The organism is Brevibacterium sp. LAARM2_SD2 (assembly GCF_057364785.1).
The window spans coordinates 38,424-53,312 of sequence record NZ_JBNFOM010000020.1 but is presented as its reverse complement, the minus strand read 5'-3'; the positions used below and the strand labels follow the sequence as shown (position 1 = coordinate 53,312).

At 67.6% G+C, this 14,889-nt stretch carries 11 protein-coding genes, 2 tRNA genes and 1 pseudogene; 6 read left to right on the top strand and 8 right to left on the bottom strand.

Features of this window, described 5'->3' with window-relative positions:
* Positions 1–99: 99 nt before the first annotated feature.
* Entirely contained in the window at positions 100–855 is a 756-nt protein-coding gene (locus AC2W7K_RS13095) for an SDR family oxidoreductase (RefSeq protein ID WP_198498627.1), read from the bottom strand.
* 56 nt (positions 856–911) lie between these two features.
* Positions 912–1,997 (bottom strand): acyltransferase, encoded by a 1,086-nt coding sequence (locus AC2W7K_RS13090; protein ID WP_232623574.1) that lies wholly within the window; start codon positions 1,995–1,997, stop codon positions 912–914.
* 277 nt (positions 1,998–2,274) lie between these two features.
* On the opposite strand from AC2W7K_RS13090, the pseudogene valS reads away from it, so the two are divergent.
* The 4 genes and pseudogenes from valS to AC2W7K_RS13070 all read left to right on the top strand — a co-directional run bounded on the left by valS (position 2,275) and on the right by AC2W7K_RS13070 (position 7,269).
* Positions 2,275–4,915, top strand: a pseudogene (gene valS / locus AC2W7K_RS13085) (valine--tRNA ligase).
* Positions 4,916–5,156: 241 nt separating this feature from the next.
* On the top strand, positions 5,157–5,846 hold the full coding sequence (locus tag AC2W7K_RS13080; protein WP_198498624.1) for an AIM24 family protein: 690 nt from the start codon (positions 5,157–5,159) through the stop codon (positions 5,844–5,846).
* A 638-nt stretch (positions 5,847–6,484) separates the two neighbouring features.
* Positions 6,485–6,865: an ArsR/SmtB family transcription factor gene (locus tag AC2W7K_RS13075; protein WP_198498623.1), complete on the top strand. Its 381-nt coding sequence runs from the start codon at positions 6,485–6,487 to the stop codon at positions 6,863–6,865.
* Complete coding sequence (locus tag AC2W7K_RS13070) at positions 6,862–7,269, top strand: SRPBCC family protein (RefSeq protein ID WP_198498622.1); 408 nt, start codon at positions 6,862–6,864, stop codon at positions 7,267–7,269. The genes AC2W7K_RS13075 and AC2W7K_RS13070 overlap by 4 nt, the downstream gene beginning before the upstream one ends.
* 142 nt (positions 7,270–7,411) lie before the next feature.
* On the opposite strand, the gene AC2W7K_RS13065 is transcribed toward AC2W7K_RS13070, so the two are convergent.
* From AC2W7K_RS13065 to AC2W7K_RS13040, 6 genes are all read right to left on the bottom strand, one after another.
* Positions 7,412–8,698, bottom strand: a complete 1,287-nt coding sequence (locus AC2W7K_RS13065) for an MFS transporter (protein WP_198498621.1) — start codon at positions 8,696–8,698, stop codon at positions 7,412–7,414.
* A 16-nt stretch (positions 8,699–8,714) separates the two neighbouring features.
* Positions 8,715–10,001 (bottom strand): ATP-dependent Clp protease ATP-binding subunit ClpX, encoded by a 1,287-nt coding sequence (gene clpX, locus AC2W7K_RS13060; RefSeq protein ID WP_198498620.1) that lies wholly within the window; start codon positions 9,999–10,001, stop codon positions 8,715–8,717.
* Positions 10,002–10,211: 210 nt separating this feature from the next.
* The gene (locus AC2W7K_RS13055) at positions 10,212–10,853 is read right to left on the bottom strand and encodes an ATP-dependent Clp protease proteolytic subunit (protein WP_137826318.1); all 642 of its coding nucleotides are present in this window, start codon (positions 10,851–10,853) and stop codon (positions 10,212–10,214) included.
* Positions 10,854–10,879: 26 nt separating this feature from the next.
* The gene (locus tag AC2W7K_RS13050; protein WP_137826332.1) at positions 10,880–11,440 is read right to left on the bottom strand and encodes an ATP-dependent Clp protease proteolytic subunit; all 561 of its coding nucleotides are present in this window, start codon (positions 11,438–11,440) and stop codon (positions 10,880–10,882) included.
* A 272-nt stretch (positions 11,441–11,712) separates the two neighbouring features.
* Entirely contained in the window at positions 11,713–13,095 is a 1,383-nt protein-coding gene (gene tig / locus AC2W7K_RS13045; protein ID WP_198498619.1) for a trigger factor, read from the bottom strand.
* 206 nt (positions 13,096–13,301) lie between these two features.
* Positions 13,302–13,375 (bottom strand) — tRNA-Gly (locus AC2W7K_RS13040).
* 123 nt (positions 13,376–13,498) lie between these two features.
* On the opposite strand from AC2W7K_RS13040, the gene AC2W7K_RS13035 reads away from it, so the two are divergent.
* Positions 13,499–13,572, top strand: a tRNA-Pro gene (locus tag AC2W7K_RS13035).
* Positions 13,573–13,712: 140 nt separating this feature from the next.
* Positions 13,713–14,888: a PQQ-dependent sugar dehydrogenase gene (locus AC2W7K_RS13030; RefSeq protein ID WP_198498618.1), complete on the top strand. Its 1,176-nt coding sequence runs from the start codon at positions 13,713–13,715 to the stop codon at positions 14,886–14,888.
* Position 14,889 lies beyond the last annotated feature (1 nt).

The window sequence follows — 14,889 nt, the reverse complement described above, 5'->3', positions numbered from 1 at the left end:
GGTCGCTCCGGCAGGGGTGTCGCAGGTGCGTGCCCGGTGCCCGCGAGCGGCTCAGAGGCCGTGGTGGCGGGCGGTTCAGCGCCCCTGGTGGAGAGTCGCTCAGAGCCCCTGGTGGCGGGCGACCTTGTGCTGGGCGGCCTGGGCGATCGGGCGGATGACCATGAGGTCGACGTTGAAGTGGTGCGGGCGCGTGAGCGTCCAGGTCACGGCGTCGGCGACGTCGTCTGCGGTGAGCGGGTTCTCCACGCCCTCGTAGACCTTGTCGGCCCGTGCGGTGTCCCCGCCGACGCGTTTGAGGGTGAACTCGTCGGTGGCGACCATGCCCGGGGCGATCTCGATGACGCGGACGGGCGAACCTGCGAGTTCGAGGCGCAGGGTCGCAGCGATCGAATGCGTGCCGTGCTTCGTCGCGACGTAACCGCCGCCTCCCTCGTAGGCCTGGTGACCGGCGGTCGAGGACATGACGACGATGTCGCCGCGGCCGGAGTCGATGAGAGCGGGCAGGAACGCCTGGACGACGCGGAGGACTCCGAGGACGTTGATGTCGAACATGTCGCGCCATCCCTCGACCGACGCCTCGGCGACGGTGTCCGTGCCGAACGCGGCACCGGCGTTGGCGACGAGGGCGTGGACGGGACCGCCGGCGAGCACCTCGGCGGCCATCGCGGCCACGGCGGCGTCATCGGTGAGGTCGGCGGTGATCGCGGTGGCACCGGTCTCCTCGGCCAGGGCGGTGAGCTTGTCCCCGCGTCGGGCCACGGCGACGACGTCCCAGCCCTGGTCCCGCAGCCGGCGCACGGTGGCGGCGCCGATGCCCGAGCTCGCTCCGGTGACGACTGCTCGCAATGCCTGCATATGCCTCAACTCCCTCTCGACTGACAACGGGTCGCTCTCAGTCTACGGTCGGGGCCCTAGCGGGTGCCGTCGGGCGCCTGGTCCCCGTCCGGTGGGGCGTCTTTCGGTGGCGCCGCCGGCTTCGACGGGGTGTACGGATTGCGGGGTCCGCCCTCGCCGAACACGGCGCGCAGACCGGGGATCTTCACCGCCACCCACGTCACGGCGACGCAGATCGCGGTGTAGACGAGGACCATGACGACGCCGTGGAAGAGCACTCCGGGCACGGTCGTCGGCAGGCCGATGAGGTTACGCAGCGGGTAGAGGACGAGCGGGTGGAGGAGGAAGACGCCGAACGAGTACGGGTAGAACCAGTGGAGGACCCTGAACCCGGTGCGCATGTAGTGGTGGAGCAGGAGGTAGGCCGCGAGCGAGGCGACGACGACGCCCGGGGACAGGTACTCGTAGGGATAGAGCCACGGCTTCTCCCCCGGCCCGAAGCCCGCCCACAGCGCGGTCACCGCGGTCGCGGCGACGAACGCGACCCAGGCCCACACGACACCGCGGGTCGAGAGGACGACGTCGCGCAGCACCCAGCCGAGGATGTAGAACCCGGCCATCGGCAGGAACCTGGTGGCGATGTTCGCCTCCCCGACGGAGAAGATCATCGACACGAACTGGTCGAGCATGCCGATGCCGAGGAAGATCAGCCCCGTCCCCCACTGCAGACGCCGGGAGCCGTGGACGCTGAGCAGGCGGAAGAACGGCGTGAGCAGGGTGAGGCCGGCGAGGACGTAGAGGAAGTAGAGCTGGACGAAGGGCGAGCCGGAGAGGATCGCGAGCAGCGCATTCCAGTCGGAGTCCGGGGACAGGAGGTAGTAGCGGCGGAAGGCGACGTAGACGATCGTCCAGAAGACGAGCGGGATGCCGATGCGCCACACGCGCTTGGAGAGGAACTTCCGCGGCTTGCTGCCCCGCAGCGGGTCGAGCGCGAGGGCACCGGAGATCATGATGAACACGGGCACCGACCAGCGGCTCGCCGAGTCGATGACGTTGGCGACCCACCAGTCGGGCCCCATCGAGGCGAAGTTGACCTCGACGACGGTGCCGAGGGAGTGGATGGCGACGACGGCGAGGATCGCGAAGGCTCTCGCGGGGTTCATCCACCCCGTCGAGGTGGGAGGCGGATTCTCTGTCCCGATTCTGTCCAAGGTCGCCATGCGTCCATCGTCTCATCCGACCAGGTGGTCGCGTTCGAACCTCCCGTTCAGGCAATTCTGCGGCGGTTGTCGACACAGCTTCCCGGCGGTTGTCGACACAGCGTGGGCACCGGGTCCGATTCATGGCCGGGAACGGTGCTGCGACCGGTCGGGCTCACCGCCGGAGACGGCGGGACGACCGGTTTGGCGACTGGGTCCGCGAGTGGGAAAATCGACAACTATGAACTCTGCCTATTCCGACTCGACGCACGAGTCTGTGAACCTGCCGGACAAGCCGGCTCTCGAAGGTCTGCGCGACAAGTGGGACGCCGCCTGGAGCGAGTCCGACGTCTACGCCTTCGACGCCGACACGGACCGGGAGCAGGTCTACTCGATCGACACTCCCCCGCCGACGGCCTCCGGGTCGCTCCATGTCGGTCACGTCTTCTCGTACACGCAGACGGACGTCATCGCCCGCTTCCAGCGCATGCGGGGCAAGAACGTCTTCTACCCGCTCGGCTGGGACGACAACGGCCTGCCGACCGAGCGTCGGGTGCAGAACTACTACGGCGTGACGTGCGACCCGTCGCAGCCTTACGACGCCGACTTCACTCCCCCGGCCAAGCCCGCGAAGAACTCGCGGGACTTCGAGCGGGTCTCGCGCCGGAACTTCATCGAACTCTGCGAACGCCTCTCGGCCGAGGACGAACAGGTCTTCGAGGACCTGTTCCGCTCGACCGGTCTGTCCGTGGACTGGAAGTACACGTACCGGACGATCGACGACACCTCACGGGCCGTGAGCCAGCGGGCGTTCCTCACCGACCTCGCCGGCGGACACGCGTACTCCCAGGATGCCCCGACGATGTGGGACGTGTCCTTCGGCACCGCCGTCGCCCAGGCCGAACTCGAGGACCGGGAGAAGGAGGGCGCCTATCACAAGGTGAAGTTCTTCCCGCGCGGAGCCGACGGACTGGCCGACACCTCGGCGGATCCGATCATCATCCTCACCTCACGGCCCGAGCTCATTCCCGCCGTCGTCGCCCTCGTCGCCCACCCTGATGACGAGCGCTACCAGCCGCACTTCGGCACGACCTTCGTCTCCCCGCTCTTCGGCGTCGAGGTCGAGGTCCGGGCCCACGAGCTCGCGAAGTCCGACAAGGGCACGGGCATCGCCATGGTCTGCACGTTCGGCGACCTCACCGACGTCACGTGGTGGCGCGAACTCGACCTGCCCACGCGGGCGGTCGTCAACCGCGCCGGGCGCCTCGGCCTCGAGGTGCCCGAGTGGATCGCCGCCTCGCCGAAGCCCGATGCCGTGGGCAACTACGAGCAGCTGGCGGGCAAGACGACGTTCACCGCCCGCAAGGACATCGCGGAGATGCTCCGGGACTCCGGTGACCTCGTCGGCGAGATCGAGGCGATCACCCATCCCGTGCCGTTCTACGAGAAGGGCGACAAGCCGCTCGAGGTCGTCACCTCCCGTCAGTGGTACATCCGCAACGGCGGTCGCTCGGCGCAGCTGCGCGACGAACTCATCGCCGCGGCGTGAGATCGAATGGCATCCGGCGTTCATGCGCTCCCGCTACGAGAACTGGGTGGAGAACCTCAACGGCGACTGGCTCGTCTCCCGCCAGCGCTACTTCGGGGTGCCGATCCCGCTGTGGTACCGCCTCGATGCCGACGGCACCCCGGACTACGAGAACCCGATCGTGCCCGAGAACCTGCCGGTCGACCCGATCGCCGAGGTGCCGGCGGGCTTCTCGGAGGACCAGCGTGACCAGCCGGGCGGCTTCACCGCCGACCCCGATGTCCTCGACACGTGGGCGACGTCGTCGCTGACCCCGCAGCTGCTGGGCAAGTGGAGCCGGGACGAGAAGTTCTTCGAAACCGTCTTCCCGTTCGATCTGCGGCCGCAGGGCCACGACATCATCCGCACGTGGCTCTTCTCCACGGTCGTGCGGGCGAACTCGCTCAACGACGCCGCCCCGTGGAAGCGTGCGGGACTGTCCGGGTGGATCCTCGACCCCGACCGGAAGAAGATGTCGAAGTCGAAGGGCAACGTCGTCGTGCCCTCGGACATCCTCGCCGAGGCGAAGCCCGGGTTCGGTCCCGACGCCGTGCGCTACTGGGCGGCAAGTGCGAAGCTCGGCGCCGACACCGCCTACGACGTCTCGCAGATGCAGATCGGCCGCCGCCTGGCGATGAAGCTGCTCAACGCCTCGAAGTTCGCGCTCGCGCAGGGCGTGCACGCCGGACTCGTCGGACAGGTCGACGCGGTCAGCCATGACCTCGATTGGGCCCTGCTCGCCCGCCTCGGCGAGGTCGCCGCGAGCGCCACCACCCACATGGAGGCCTATGACTACGCGCACGCGCTGCGCGAGGTCGAGAGCTTCTTCTGGGAGTTCACCGACGACTACGTCGAACTCGTCAAGGACCGCTCGTACGGTGCCGCCGGAGAGGCCGATCAGCTGTCGGCCCATGTCACCCTGGCCACCGCCCTCGATGTGCTGCTGCGCCTGTTCGCCCCGTTCATGCCGTTCGTCACCGAGGAGGTCTGGTCGTGGTGGCGCACCGGGTCGGTCCACCGCGCACCGTGGCCCACCGATGAGGCGACGTTCGCCGAGGCCGGCGCCGCCGACCCCGAGCTGCTGCGCTCCGTGGCTGCCGTGCTCTCAGAGATCCGCCGTGCGAAGACCGAGGCGAAGGTCTCGCAGAAGACCTCGGTGCTCAGCCTGACGATCGAGGCTCCGGCCGCGATCACCGGCGCCGTCGCCTCGGCGGAGGGCGATCTCAAGGCCGCCGGGCGCGTGCAGAGCCTGACGACCGACGTCGGCGGAGACGAGATCACCGTCGCCGCGATCGAGTTCGAACCGCAGGCCTGAGGTTCTCTGCCGCGAGGCGGGGCCGGGACATGCTCCCGGTCCCGCCTCTCTGCGTTCGCGGAATCGCGCTGGCCCGCCTCTCTGTGTTCGCAGGTCGCCACCCAGCGGTCGCCTCGGTGCGGGACCTGTTCCCAAATGAGCACACGAATCGTCCCGGAATCCCTGTGTGACCCACATATCATGGAGTCGTCGCAGACGCCGGGGCACTCGGTCCCGACCTGACTGAAAGGCATGACAGACCATGAGAAGTGAGCTCTTTGCGCAGCGCAACGCCGAGGTCCAGAACCGGGATCGGTGGACGCTGCAGTCGAGTAAGATGCTGCGCACCGTGATCACGCCGGACGCTCCGATGATCGCCACGAAGGGCGCCATGGTCGCCTACCAGGGCGATATCCACTTCTCCCACCAGGGGTCGAAGTCGGTCGGCCAGTTCATGAAGAAGGCGGCCACCGGCGAGGGCGGCAACGTCATGCGCGTCGAAGGCAACGGTGAGGTGTTCTTCGCCCGCGAAGCCTCGAACATCTTCATGATGTCCCTCGAAGGCCAGCAGGACGCGCTCACCGTCAACACGTCGAACCTCCTCGCCTTCGACGACGCCCTCAACTGGGAGATCAAGCGCATCAAGGGCGGCATCGGCGCGCTCGCGAGCGGTTCGGGTCTCTTCAACCTCGAGCTCTCCGGCACCGGCACCGCGGCGATCTGCTGCAAGGGCGACCCGATGGTTCTCGACGCCTCACAGCAGCCCACCTTCGTCGATCCGCAGTCCGCGGTCTGCTGGTCGTCGTCGCTGGCCCCGCAGATCAAGACCGACGTCAGCCTCGGCTCGTTCTTCGGCCGCGGCTCCGGCGAATCGATCCAGCTCGCCTTCCACGGTCCCGGTTTCGTCGTGGTCCAGCCCGCCGAGAACGCCGTCTACTCGGCCCAGGCCTGAGCACACTCCCCACCCGCTCCACGCATCCCCGCTCCACATCCCCAGCGGCCGTCGGTCCCCACCGGCGGCCGCGCCGCGTCACGCTCCGTTTCCCACACGCACTGCCCGGCACTGGCCCACTCGCGCTGCTCACCGGTGTGCCGACAGATCTCCGCCCGCACCGACTACCCGCCGGTCCCCTGACAACCCTCCGCCCCACGCACAACCCTTGAGCTCGCGCACAACCCTGGAACTCTCGCACTACCCGCAGCTCGCCACTCACACCGCGCAGTCGCAGATCCACCCCGTGCACGCGTAGTTCGTCAAGCTCCGCATCCGGGTCGGCACGCGACGCGCCTCGACGCACCGGCAAACACCACCCACAGCCGCACACACAACCCGTCGGTCTGCTCGCAACCCTCCGCCGCACGGACAACCCTTGAGCTCTCGCACAACCCGCAGCTCGCCACACACAACGCGCAGTCGCAGTTCCACCCCGTGCACACGTAGTTCTTCGAGCTCCGCATCCGGGTCGCCGCGAGACGCTCCTCGAGCACCGGCGAACACCACCCGCAGCCGCACACACAACCCGCCGCTCACCGCACAGATATGTCGGAGATTCTTGACATGTCGGATATTCCCGACATAACCTCGAGGGCGTGAACACCGATGTCTTCGCTGCCGTCGCGAACCCCACACGCCGTGAGATCCTCGAGGCGGTGCGCGACGAACCGCGCTCCGTCACCGAACTGACAGCGCTCTTCGACCTCAGCCGCCCCGCGGTCTCCGAACACCTGCGAATCCTCCGTCTCGCCGGCCTCGTCCGCGAGGAGCCGCAGGGTCAGCGGCGGATCTATCATCTCGAACCGGCGCCCCTGGCCGAGCTCGGCGAATGGCTCCACCCCTTCGAACGGTATTGGCGCGACCGCCTCGGCGATCTGGCGCGCACCCTCGACGACATCACCGAACCCGACACTGAAGCCCAGCCCGATACCGCCACGGAACACGAAACCCGACCCCGAAACGGAGACCAACGATGACTGACGAACGGACCATCGAAGTCGACCAGTTCCTCACCCACTCACCGCACACCGTCTGGCGGGCACTCACCGAACCCGAGCTGCTCGCGCGATGGTGGGCGCCCGGCGACATCGCCCCGGTCGTCGGCCACGCCTTCACCCTCGACATGGGCGGCTTCGGTGAGCAGCCGTGCACGGTGACCCGCGTCGAACCCGAACGCCTCATCGCCTTCACCTTCGCCGAGGGCAGCCTCGACTCGACCCTGACCTGGACCATCGAACCCGAGGGCACGGGCACACGCCTGTTCCTCGCCCATTCCGGTCTCGACGTCGACTCCCCGCTCGGTCAGCAGGCGTACAAGGGCATGGGATCGGGATGGCCGGGCATCCTCGCGAACATGGAGTCGGCGCTCACCGGGGTGTGATCGCCGAGGTGTGATCGCCGGGGTGTCATCGCGGAGGTGTGATCGCCGAGGCGGTCCCCCGTCGGCCCTCACCAGCACTGACCACGGCTGGCCCTCGCCGAGGCGGTCCCCGCCTTCTGCCACATGGCCTCGAGCCGGCGGCTCAGGCCACCGAGCGCGTCTCGTCCGCCCCGCCCCTCTCGACACGGTAGCGTCGGAACGCCGGGAAGACTGCGGCGCAGATGAGGACGAGCACGATGACGGCGATGCCGCCGCCGGCCGAAGCGATCGTCGTCGTGGTCGCCTCAGCGGCATAGCCGTGGACGATGTCGGCGATGCGCGGTCCACCGGCGACGACGACGATGAACACGCCCTGCACGCGCCCGCGCATGTCATCGCTGGCGGCCTCCTGGAGCATCGTCGACCGGAAGGCCGCGGAGATGATGTCCGCTCCCCCGCCGAGTGCGAGCCCGAAGAGCGCGACGATGAGCGCGGCCATCCAGAAGCCGCTCGCGAACGGCAGCGCGAACCCGAAGATCGTCATCGCCGCACCCCAGACGATGATCGCGACGATGACGGCGAGCCCCTGACGTTCGACCTTCGAGACCCACCCGGAGAAGATCCCGGCCAGGGCACTGCCCGCAGCCAGCGCTGCGAAGAGAAGCGAGAAGACGATGCCGCCCTCGGGCGGACCGCCGAAGGTCTCGGTCGCGATCTGCGGGAACAGCGCACGGGGCATGCCGAAGACCATGGCGATGACGTCGACGAGGAGGGAGACCATGACGACGGTGTTCGTCCCGAGGTACCGGAACCCGTCGACGACGCCCTTGAACCCCGACCGCGTGTCCGGCTGCTTCCCCGGCACGAGCGGGGGAAGCCTGACCACGGCATAGAGAGTGGTCGCGAGGAAGAGAGCGTCGAGGATGTAGAGCATCTGGTAGCCGAAGACCGGAATGAGCGCCCCGCCGATGACGGGACCCGCGACCGCTCCGAGTGTCGCGACCGTCATGTTGAGCGAGTTCGCCGCCGGCAGCAGTGCGAGCGGCACGATCGTCGGCAGCAGCGCCCCGCGGGCGGGCTGGTTGAGTCCGAAGAAGGCCTGCTGCATCGCGAACACGCTGAGCAGCACCCACACGTTGTCGATCTGGATGACGGCGAGGAACGCCAGCAGCGCACTCGTGACGATGAGGCCGACGGTCGAGATGATGAGAAGCTTGCGCCGGTCGACGACATCGGCGAGCGACCCTCCCCAGAGCCCGAAGACGATGAGCGGGACGAGCCCGAAGACACCGCTGAGCCCGACGTACCCGGAGGACCCGGTGATGTGGAAGATCTGCGCCGGGATGGCGACGACCGTCATCTGCGCACCGAGTACGGTGACGATGTTGGCCAGCCACAGCCGGCGGTAGTTGTCGTATCTGAGCGGTCTCGTGTCCGCGAACAGCCTCATGCTGCGCGCGAAGCGCTCACGCGGACTTCTTCGTCGTCCGCGTCTGCTCGTGCGGGATGAGGGTCGGGGCGACGTTGCTCTCGACGACGTCCTTGGTCACGACCACCTCGGCGACGTCCTCGCGGGAGGGCACATCGAACATGATCGGCTGGAGGACTTCCTCCATGATCGACCGCAGACCGCGGGCTCCGGTGCCTCGCAGGAGCGCGAGATCGGCGATCGCCTCGAGGGCTTCGGTCTCGAAACGGAGCTCGACGTTGTCGAACTCGAACATCCGCTGATACTGCTTGACCAGGGCGTTCTTCGGTTCGGTGAGGATCGACATGAGCGCCGGCCGGTCGAGGTTGGACACGGTCGCGAGCACCGGCAGACGGCCGATGAACTCGGGGATGAGCCCGAACTTGAGCAGATCCTCGGGCAGGATGTCCGCGTAGAGGTCCTCGTCGTCGTTCTTCGACTGGAGCAGGGCGCCGAAGCCGATGCCGTGCTTGCCCTTGCGGCCGGCGACGATCTCCTCCATACCGGCGAAGGCGCCGGCGACGATGAAGAGGACGTTCGTCGTGTCGATCTGGAGGAAGTCCTGATGCGGGTGCTTGCGGCCGCCCTGCGGGGGCACCGAGGCCTGCGTGCCCTCGAGGATCTTCAGCAGCGCCTGTTGCACGCCCTCACCGGAGACGTCGCGGGTGATCGACGGATTCTCCGACTTGCGGGCGATCTTGTCGATCTCGTCGATGTAGATGATGCCGTGCTCGGCGCGCGGGATGTCGAAGTCCGCGGCCTGGATGAGCTTGAGGAGGATGTTCTCGACGTCCTCGCCGACGTAGCCGGCTTCGGTCAGCGCGGTGGCATCGGCGACAGCGAAGGGCACATTGAGGCGCTTCGCGAGCGTCTGGGCGAGGTAGGTCTTGCCGGAGCCGGTGGGGCCGACGAGGAGGATGTTCGACTTCGAGATCTCGACCTCGGAATCGGCGCTGCCGAGCGTCTTCGCGTCGTCCCCGCCCTGGAGGGCGCGGATGCGCTTGTAGTGGTTGTAGACGGCGACGGAGAGGGCCTTCTTCGCGGGATCCTGGCCGACGACGTACTCGTGGAGGAAGTCGAAGATCTCCCGCGGCTTGGGCAGTTCGAGTTCGGCGTGCTCCGTCGTCGACTCGCTGAGCTCCTCTTCGATGATCTCGTTGCACAGTCCGATGCATTCATCGCAGATGTACACCCCAGGTCCGGCGATGAGTTTCCGCACCTGCTTCTGTGACTTGCCACAGAAGTTACATTTGAGCAGATCTGCTCCGTCCGCACTGCGAGCCACTGTCACAACCTTTCGCCAGGGCGCCTCGCCCCAACTCTACCGCTCGTGTTTCCTGTACCTCAATAGCTTCCCATATGACACTGACGCAGCGCCTGCGCGGGGTCATACGGTGTGTCGGAACCGCCTCGGCGGATCACCCACCCGACCGGCGGCGGAGACGACAGCGGGCCCGGACGACCGCCGCCGTCCGGGCCCGCTGACTGCCGGGGCTCAGGCTCCCTTGCGGGAGGTGAGCACCTGGTCGACGAGACCGTAGTCCTTCGCCTGCTCGGCGGTGAGGAAGAGGTCGCGTTCGATGTCGTTCGACACCTGCTCCTCGGTCTTGTTCGAGTGCTTCGACAGCGTCGCCTCGAGCCACTGGCGCATGCGCAGCACCTCGGCGGCCTGGATCTCGATGTCCGAGGCCTGGCCCTGTCCCTGGCCCTGCATCGAGGGCTGGTGGATGAGGACGCGGGCGTTGGGCAGCGCGAGTCGCTTGCCGGGGGTGCCGGCGGCGAGCAGCACGGCCGCGGCGGAGGCCGCCTGGCCCAGGCACACCGTCTGGATCTCCGGCTTGATGTACTGCATCGTGTCGTAGATCGCGGTCAGCGCGGTGAACGAGCCGCCGGGCGAGTTGATGTAGAGGGTGATGTCGCGGTCGGGGTCCTGCGATTCGAGGACGAGCAGCTGCGCCATGATGTCGTCGGCGCTCGTGTCATCGACCTGCACGCCGAGGAAGATCACACGATCCTCGAACAGCTTCGTGTACGGGTCCTGACGCTTGAAGCCGTACGGCGTGCGCTCTTCGAACTGCGGCATGACGTAGCGCGACACCGGCATCTGGCCGGCGGTCGACCCTGGCATGAGATTCATTGAGTTCATTCTTCCCTGTCTCCCCGTCACTTGTCGTTGACTTCGGACGCCTGGGTCACGACGTCGTCGATGAAGCCGTATTCGAGGGCTTCCTCGGCGGTGAACCAGTGGTCGCGGTCGTTGTCCTTGAGGATCTGCTCGAGCGACTTGCCGGTCTGCTCGGCGGTCAGCTCGGCCATCTGCTTCTTCATGTGGAGGATGAGCTCGGCCTGGATCTTGATGTCCGTGGCCGTGCCGCCGATGCCGCCGAGCGGCTGGTGCATGAGGATGCGCGCGTGCGGAGTCGCGTAGCGCTTGCCCTTGGCGCCGGAGGACAGCAGGAACTGCCCCATCGAGGCGGCCATGCCCATCGCGACGGTCGCGACGTCCGGCTTGATGTACTGCATGGTGTCGTAGATCGCCATGCCCGCGGTGACCGAGCCGCCGGGCGAGTTGATGTAGAGCCAGATGTCGGAATCGGGGTCCTCGGCCGCCAGCAGCATCATCTGCGCGCAGATCGCGTTGGCGTTGTCGTCGCGGACCTCCGAGCCGAGCCAGATGATCCGCTCCTTGAGCAGACGGTTGAAGATGTGGTCGTCGAGGCCCATGCCCCCACCGGCGTCGAGGCCGACGGGCGCTGTCGTGTCGTGTGCGCTCACGTTTCTCTCCTGTTGGTCTAGATTGGCTTGCTATGGACTCTAACTGGTGCGCCGCAGGTTTTAGTCCCCCCGATCAGCCGTGTTCGCCCTCAGCGTGAAAGGCTGCGATCCGCGGCTGAATGCGCGAAACGGCGGGCACGGTCATCCCGTGCCCGCCGTTGTCAGCGGTGCTCAGTCAGCAGACCCTCGCCGAGGCGGCCGTCGGCCTGCGTGACGGACGCTCACTTCTCGTCGGCGTCGGCCTTCGCATCCTCGGCGGCGGTCTCGTCGGCCTCGGCGTCGTCGGCCTCGGAGTCGTCAGCGGAGACGGTCTCGGCGGAGTCGTCGGCGGGCGAGGTGAACTCCTCCATGTCGACGACGTTGCCGTCGGTGTCCTTGACGACGGCGCCGGCCAGCGCCGCGGCGAGGGCCTTGCGCCGCGAGACCTCACCGACGAGGGCGTTGACCTGGCCGGAGTTGTCGAGCATCTGCGCGAACTCGTTCGGGTTCATGCCGTACTGCTGCGAGGCGGAGATGAGGTACTCGATGAGCTCGGGCTGGGTGACCTCGACCTCTTCGGCCTCGGCGATGGCATCGAGGACGAACTGCGTGCGCAGGTTGCGCTCGGTCTCCTCGGTGACCTCCTTGCGGTGCTCATCGTCGTCGACGCGGTTTTCGGACTCGAGGTGGCGCTCGACCTCGTCGGTGACGATCTTCGCGGGCACCGGCACGTCGACGGCCTCGATGATCGCTTCGAGGACCTTGTCGCGCGCCTCGGCGCCCTGCGCGAACTCCTTCTGCTTGCCGGCCTGGACCTTGAGGTCCTCGCGGAGCTCGTCGATGGTGTCGAACTCGCTGGCCAGCTGCGCGAAGTCGTCGTCGGCCTCGGGCAGTTCGCGTTCCTTGACGGCCTTGAGGGTGACGGTCACGGTGCCCTCCTCGCCCTCGTGCTCGCCGCCGGCGAACGTCGTCGAGAAGGTCGTCGACTCGTCGGCCGAGAGGCCTTCGAGGGCTTCGTCCATGCCCTCGAGCATGGTCCCGGCGCCCACCTGGTAGGAGATGTCGGAGGCCGAGTCGATCTCCTCGTCGTCGATCTTCGCGACGAGGTCGAGGGTGACGAAGTCGTCCTTGGCCGCCGGGCGGTCGACGGAGGTCAGAGTGCCGAAGCGCGAGCGCAGCTGCTCGAGCTCGTTCTCGACGTCGGCGTCGGTGACCTCGATGGGGTCGACCTCGACGGTGATCGAGTCGTAGGCGGGCAGCGTGATCTCGGGGCGCACGTCGACGTCGACGGTGAAGACGAGGTCGCCGTCCTCGGTGCCGTCGAGGCCGGGAACCTCGGAGATCTCGACCTCGGGCTGGCCGAGCGGCTTGAGATCGTTGGCTTCCACGGCGTCACGGTAGAACGCGTCGAGTCCGTTGTTGATCGCTTCCTGGATCACGGTGGGGCGGCCGACGCGCTGGTCGATGATGCGCGTGGGGACCTTGCCCTGACGGAACCCGGGGACGTTGACCTGGGAACCGATGGTCTTGTAGGCCTCGTCGACGCTCGGCTTGAGTTCGGCGTATGGGACTTCCACGCTGATCTTGACCCGGGTCGGGTCGAGTTGCTCGACGGAGCTCTTCACAGTGGGACCTTTCAGAATCGACAATCATGCTCGCAGTCGACACGACGGTTCGTCAGTCGTGGGACCGCTGAGGGATCGGACATGGACCATGTCCTTTGGAGATGCAGTCACCCATCCTACGCGAAACGGGAGCCAAAACACGAAAAGCGCCGAGGTGGTCGCGCAGACGAGAAAACCGGCCGAACCACAAGGGTCCGACCGGCCGGTGGAGGGGATGACGGGAATCGAACCCGCACCATCAGTTTGGAAGACTGAGGCTCTACCATTGAGCTACATCCCCGTGTTGCGAATATGACTATATCCGAGGTCGTCGGCACGGGCCAAATCGGGCTTTCATGACGTGTGTCACAGGCCGCGGACGCCGTTGGGACGCCGCCTGCGGATGTGGTTAGATTGAGTGTCGCGGGATGTGGCGCAGCTTGGTAGCGCATCTGTTTTGGGAACAGAGGGTCGCAGGTTCAAATCCTGTCATCCCGACGATCGAGAGCCGCCCTGACCTGCAGGTCAGGGCGGCTCTCCTGCATTCACCGCCGTTCCCATTGGACGGCATGAGGCTCGACCCGCGGCAGGGAAGTTCGCGACAATGGTGTCCCGACCGGATCCAGGAAGGACCCGCCATGGCGCCGCTGCCCCCGTCCTCGCACCCGAGCCCGCTCTCACGCCTGCGCACCCGGACGCGGACCGTGCGCCTGACCGCGCTCGGGGCCGCCGTCGGCCTCGCCCTCAGCGCCTGCACCGCAGGGGACGACCCGAGCTCGGCGCCGGGCAGCTCGGCGTTCTCCCCGTCGCAGGCACCGAGTACTGAGACGGGGTCTCCCCCGCCGCTCACCGCCCCCGAGGTCGTCGCCGAGAACCTCGACGCACCGTGGTCGATCGCCTTCGCCGGCAGCTCCCCGCTCGTGTCCGAACGCGATACGGGGCGGATCCTCGAACTCTCCGGCGACCGTCCCGCGCAGGTCCGGGAGGTCGGCACCGTGCCCGACGTCGCCGCCGCCGGCGAGGGCGGCCTGCTCGGCCTCGCCGTCGCCGACGACGTCCTCTACTCCTACTTCACGGCCGCCGACGGCAACCGCATCGTCCGCTTCCCGCTCACCGGCGACCCCGGGGGCCTCGGCCTCGGGGAGCCCGAGGTGCTCCTCGACGGCATCCCGGCAGGGACCACCCACAACGGCGGCCGACTCGCCTTCGGACCCGACGGCATGCTCTACGCCACGGCCGGCGATGCCGGCAACAGCGCCTCGGCGCAGGACCGGGACGCCCTGTCGGGCAAGATCCTGCGGCTGACCCCTGACGGCGCGGTGCCCGAGGACAACCCGTTCGACGGGTCGTACGTCTACTCCTACGGTCACCGCAATCCGCAGGGTCTGAGCTGGGACGAGGACGGGACGATGTACGCCAGCGAATTCGGGCAGAACGCGTGGGACGAGCTCAACGTCATCGAACCCGGGGCGAACTACGGCTGGCCCGAGGTCGAGGGCATGTCCGATCCCGGGGAGGGCGGGGACTTCGTCGATCCGGTCCAGCAGTGGGCTCCGGCGGAGGCGAGTCCGAGCGGGATGACGATCACCGGCGACTCGATCCTCATCGCCAATCTCCGCGGTGCGACGCTGCGCGAGGTCCCGGTCACCGACCTCTCGCAGTCGCGGACGTCCTACGACGGCGAGTACGGTCGCCTCCGCGACGTCGTCACGACCCCGACCGGGGAGATCTGGATGCTGACGAACAACACCGACGGTCGCGGCGATCCGGGGCCCGGCGACGACCGGATCATCCGCATCCCGGCACCGGAGTGAG

Bases quoted from the DNA above. Each gene is read 5' to 3' on its own strand.
- AC2W7K_RS13070 (WP_198498622.1), top strand. From the start codon at position 6,862: ATGACTGACGAACGGACCATCGAAGTCGACCAGTTCCTCACCCACTCA.
- AC2W7K_RS13065 (WP_198498621.1), bottom strand. From the start codon at position 8,698: ATGAGGCTGTTCGCGGACACGAGACCGCTCAGATACGACAACTACCGC.
- AC2W7K_RS13030 (WP_198498618.1), top strand. From the start codon at position 13,713: ATGGCGCCGCTGCCCCCGTCCTCGCACCCGAGCCCGCTCTCACGCCTG.
- AC2W7K_RS13090 (WP_232623574.1), bottom strand. From the start codon at position 1,997: ATGAACCCCGCGAGAGCCTTCGCGATCCTCGCCGTCGTCGCCATCCAC.
- AC2W7K_RS13050 (WP_137826332.1), bottom strand. From the start codon at position 11,440: ATGGGCCTCGACGACCACATCTTCAACCGTCTGCTCAAGGAGCGGATC.
- AC2W7K_RS13055 (WP_137826318.1), bottom strand. From the start codon at position 10,853: ATGAATCTCATGCCAGGGTCGACCGCCGGCCAGATGCCGGTGTCGCGC.
- AC2W7K_RS13080 (WP_198498624.1), top strand. From the start codon at position 5,157: ATGAGAAGTGAGCTCTTTGCGCAGCGCAACGCCGAGGTCCAGAACCGG.
- AC2W7K_RS13095 (WP_198498627.1), bottom strand. From the start codon at position 855: ATGCAGGCATTGCGAGCAGTCGTCACCGGAGCGAGCTCGGGCATCGGC.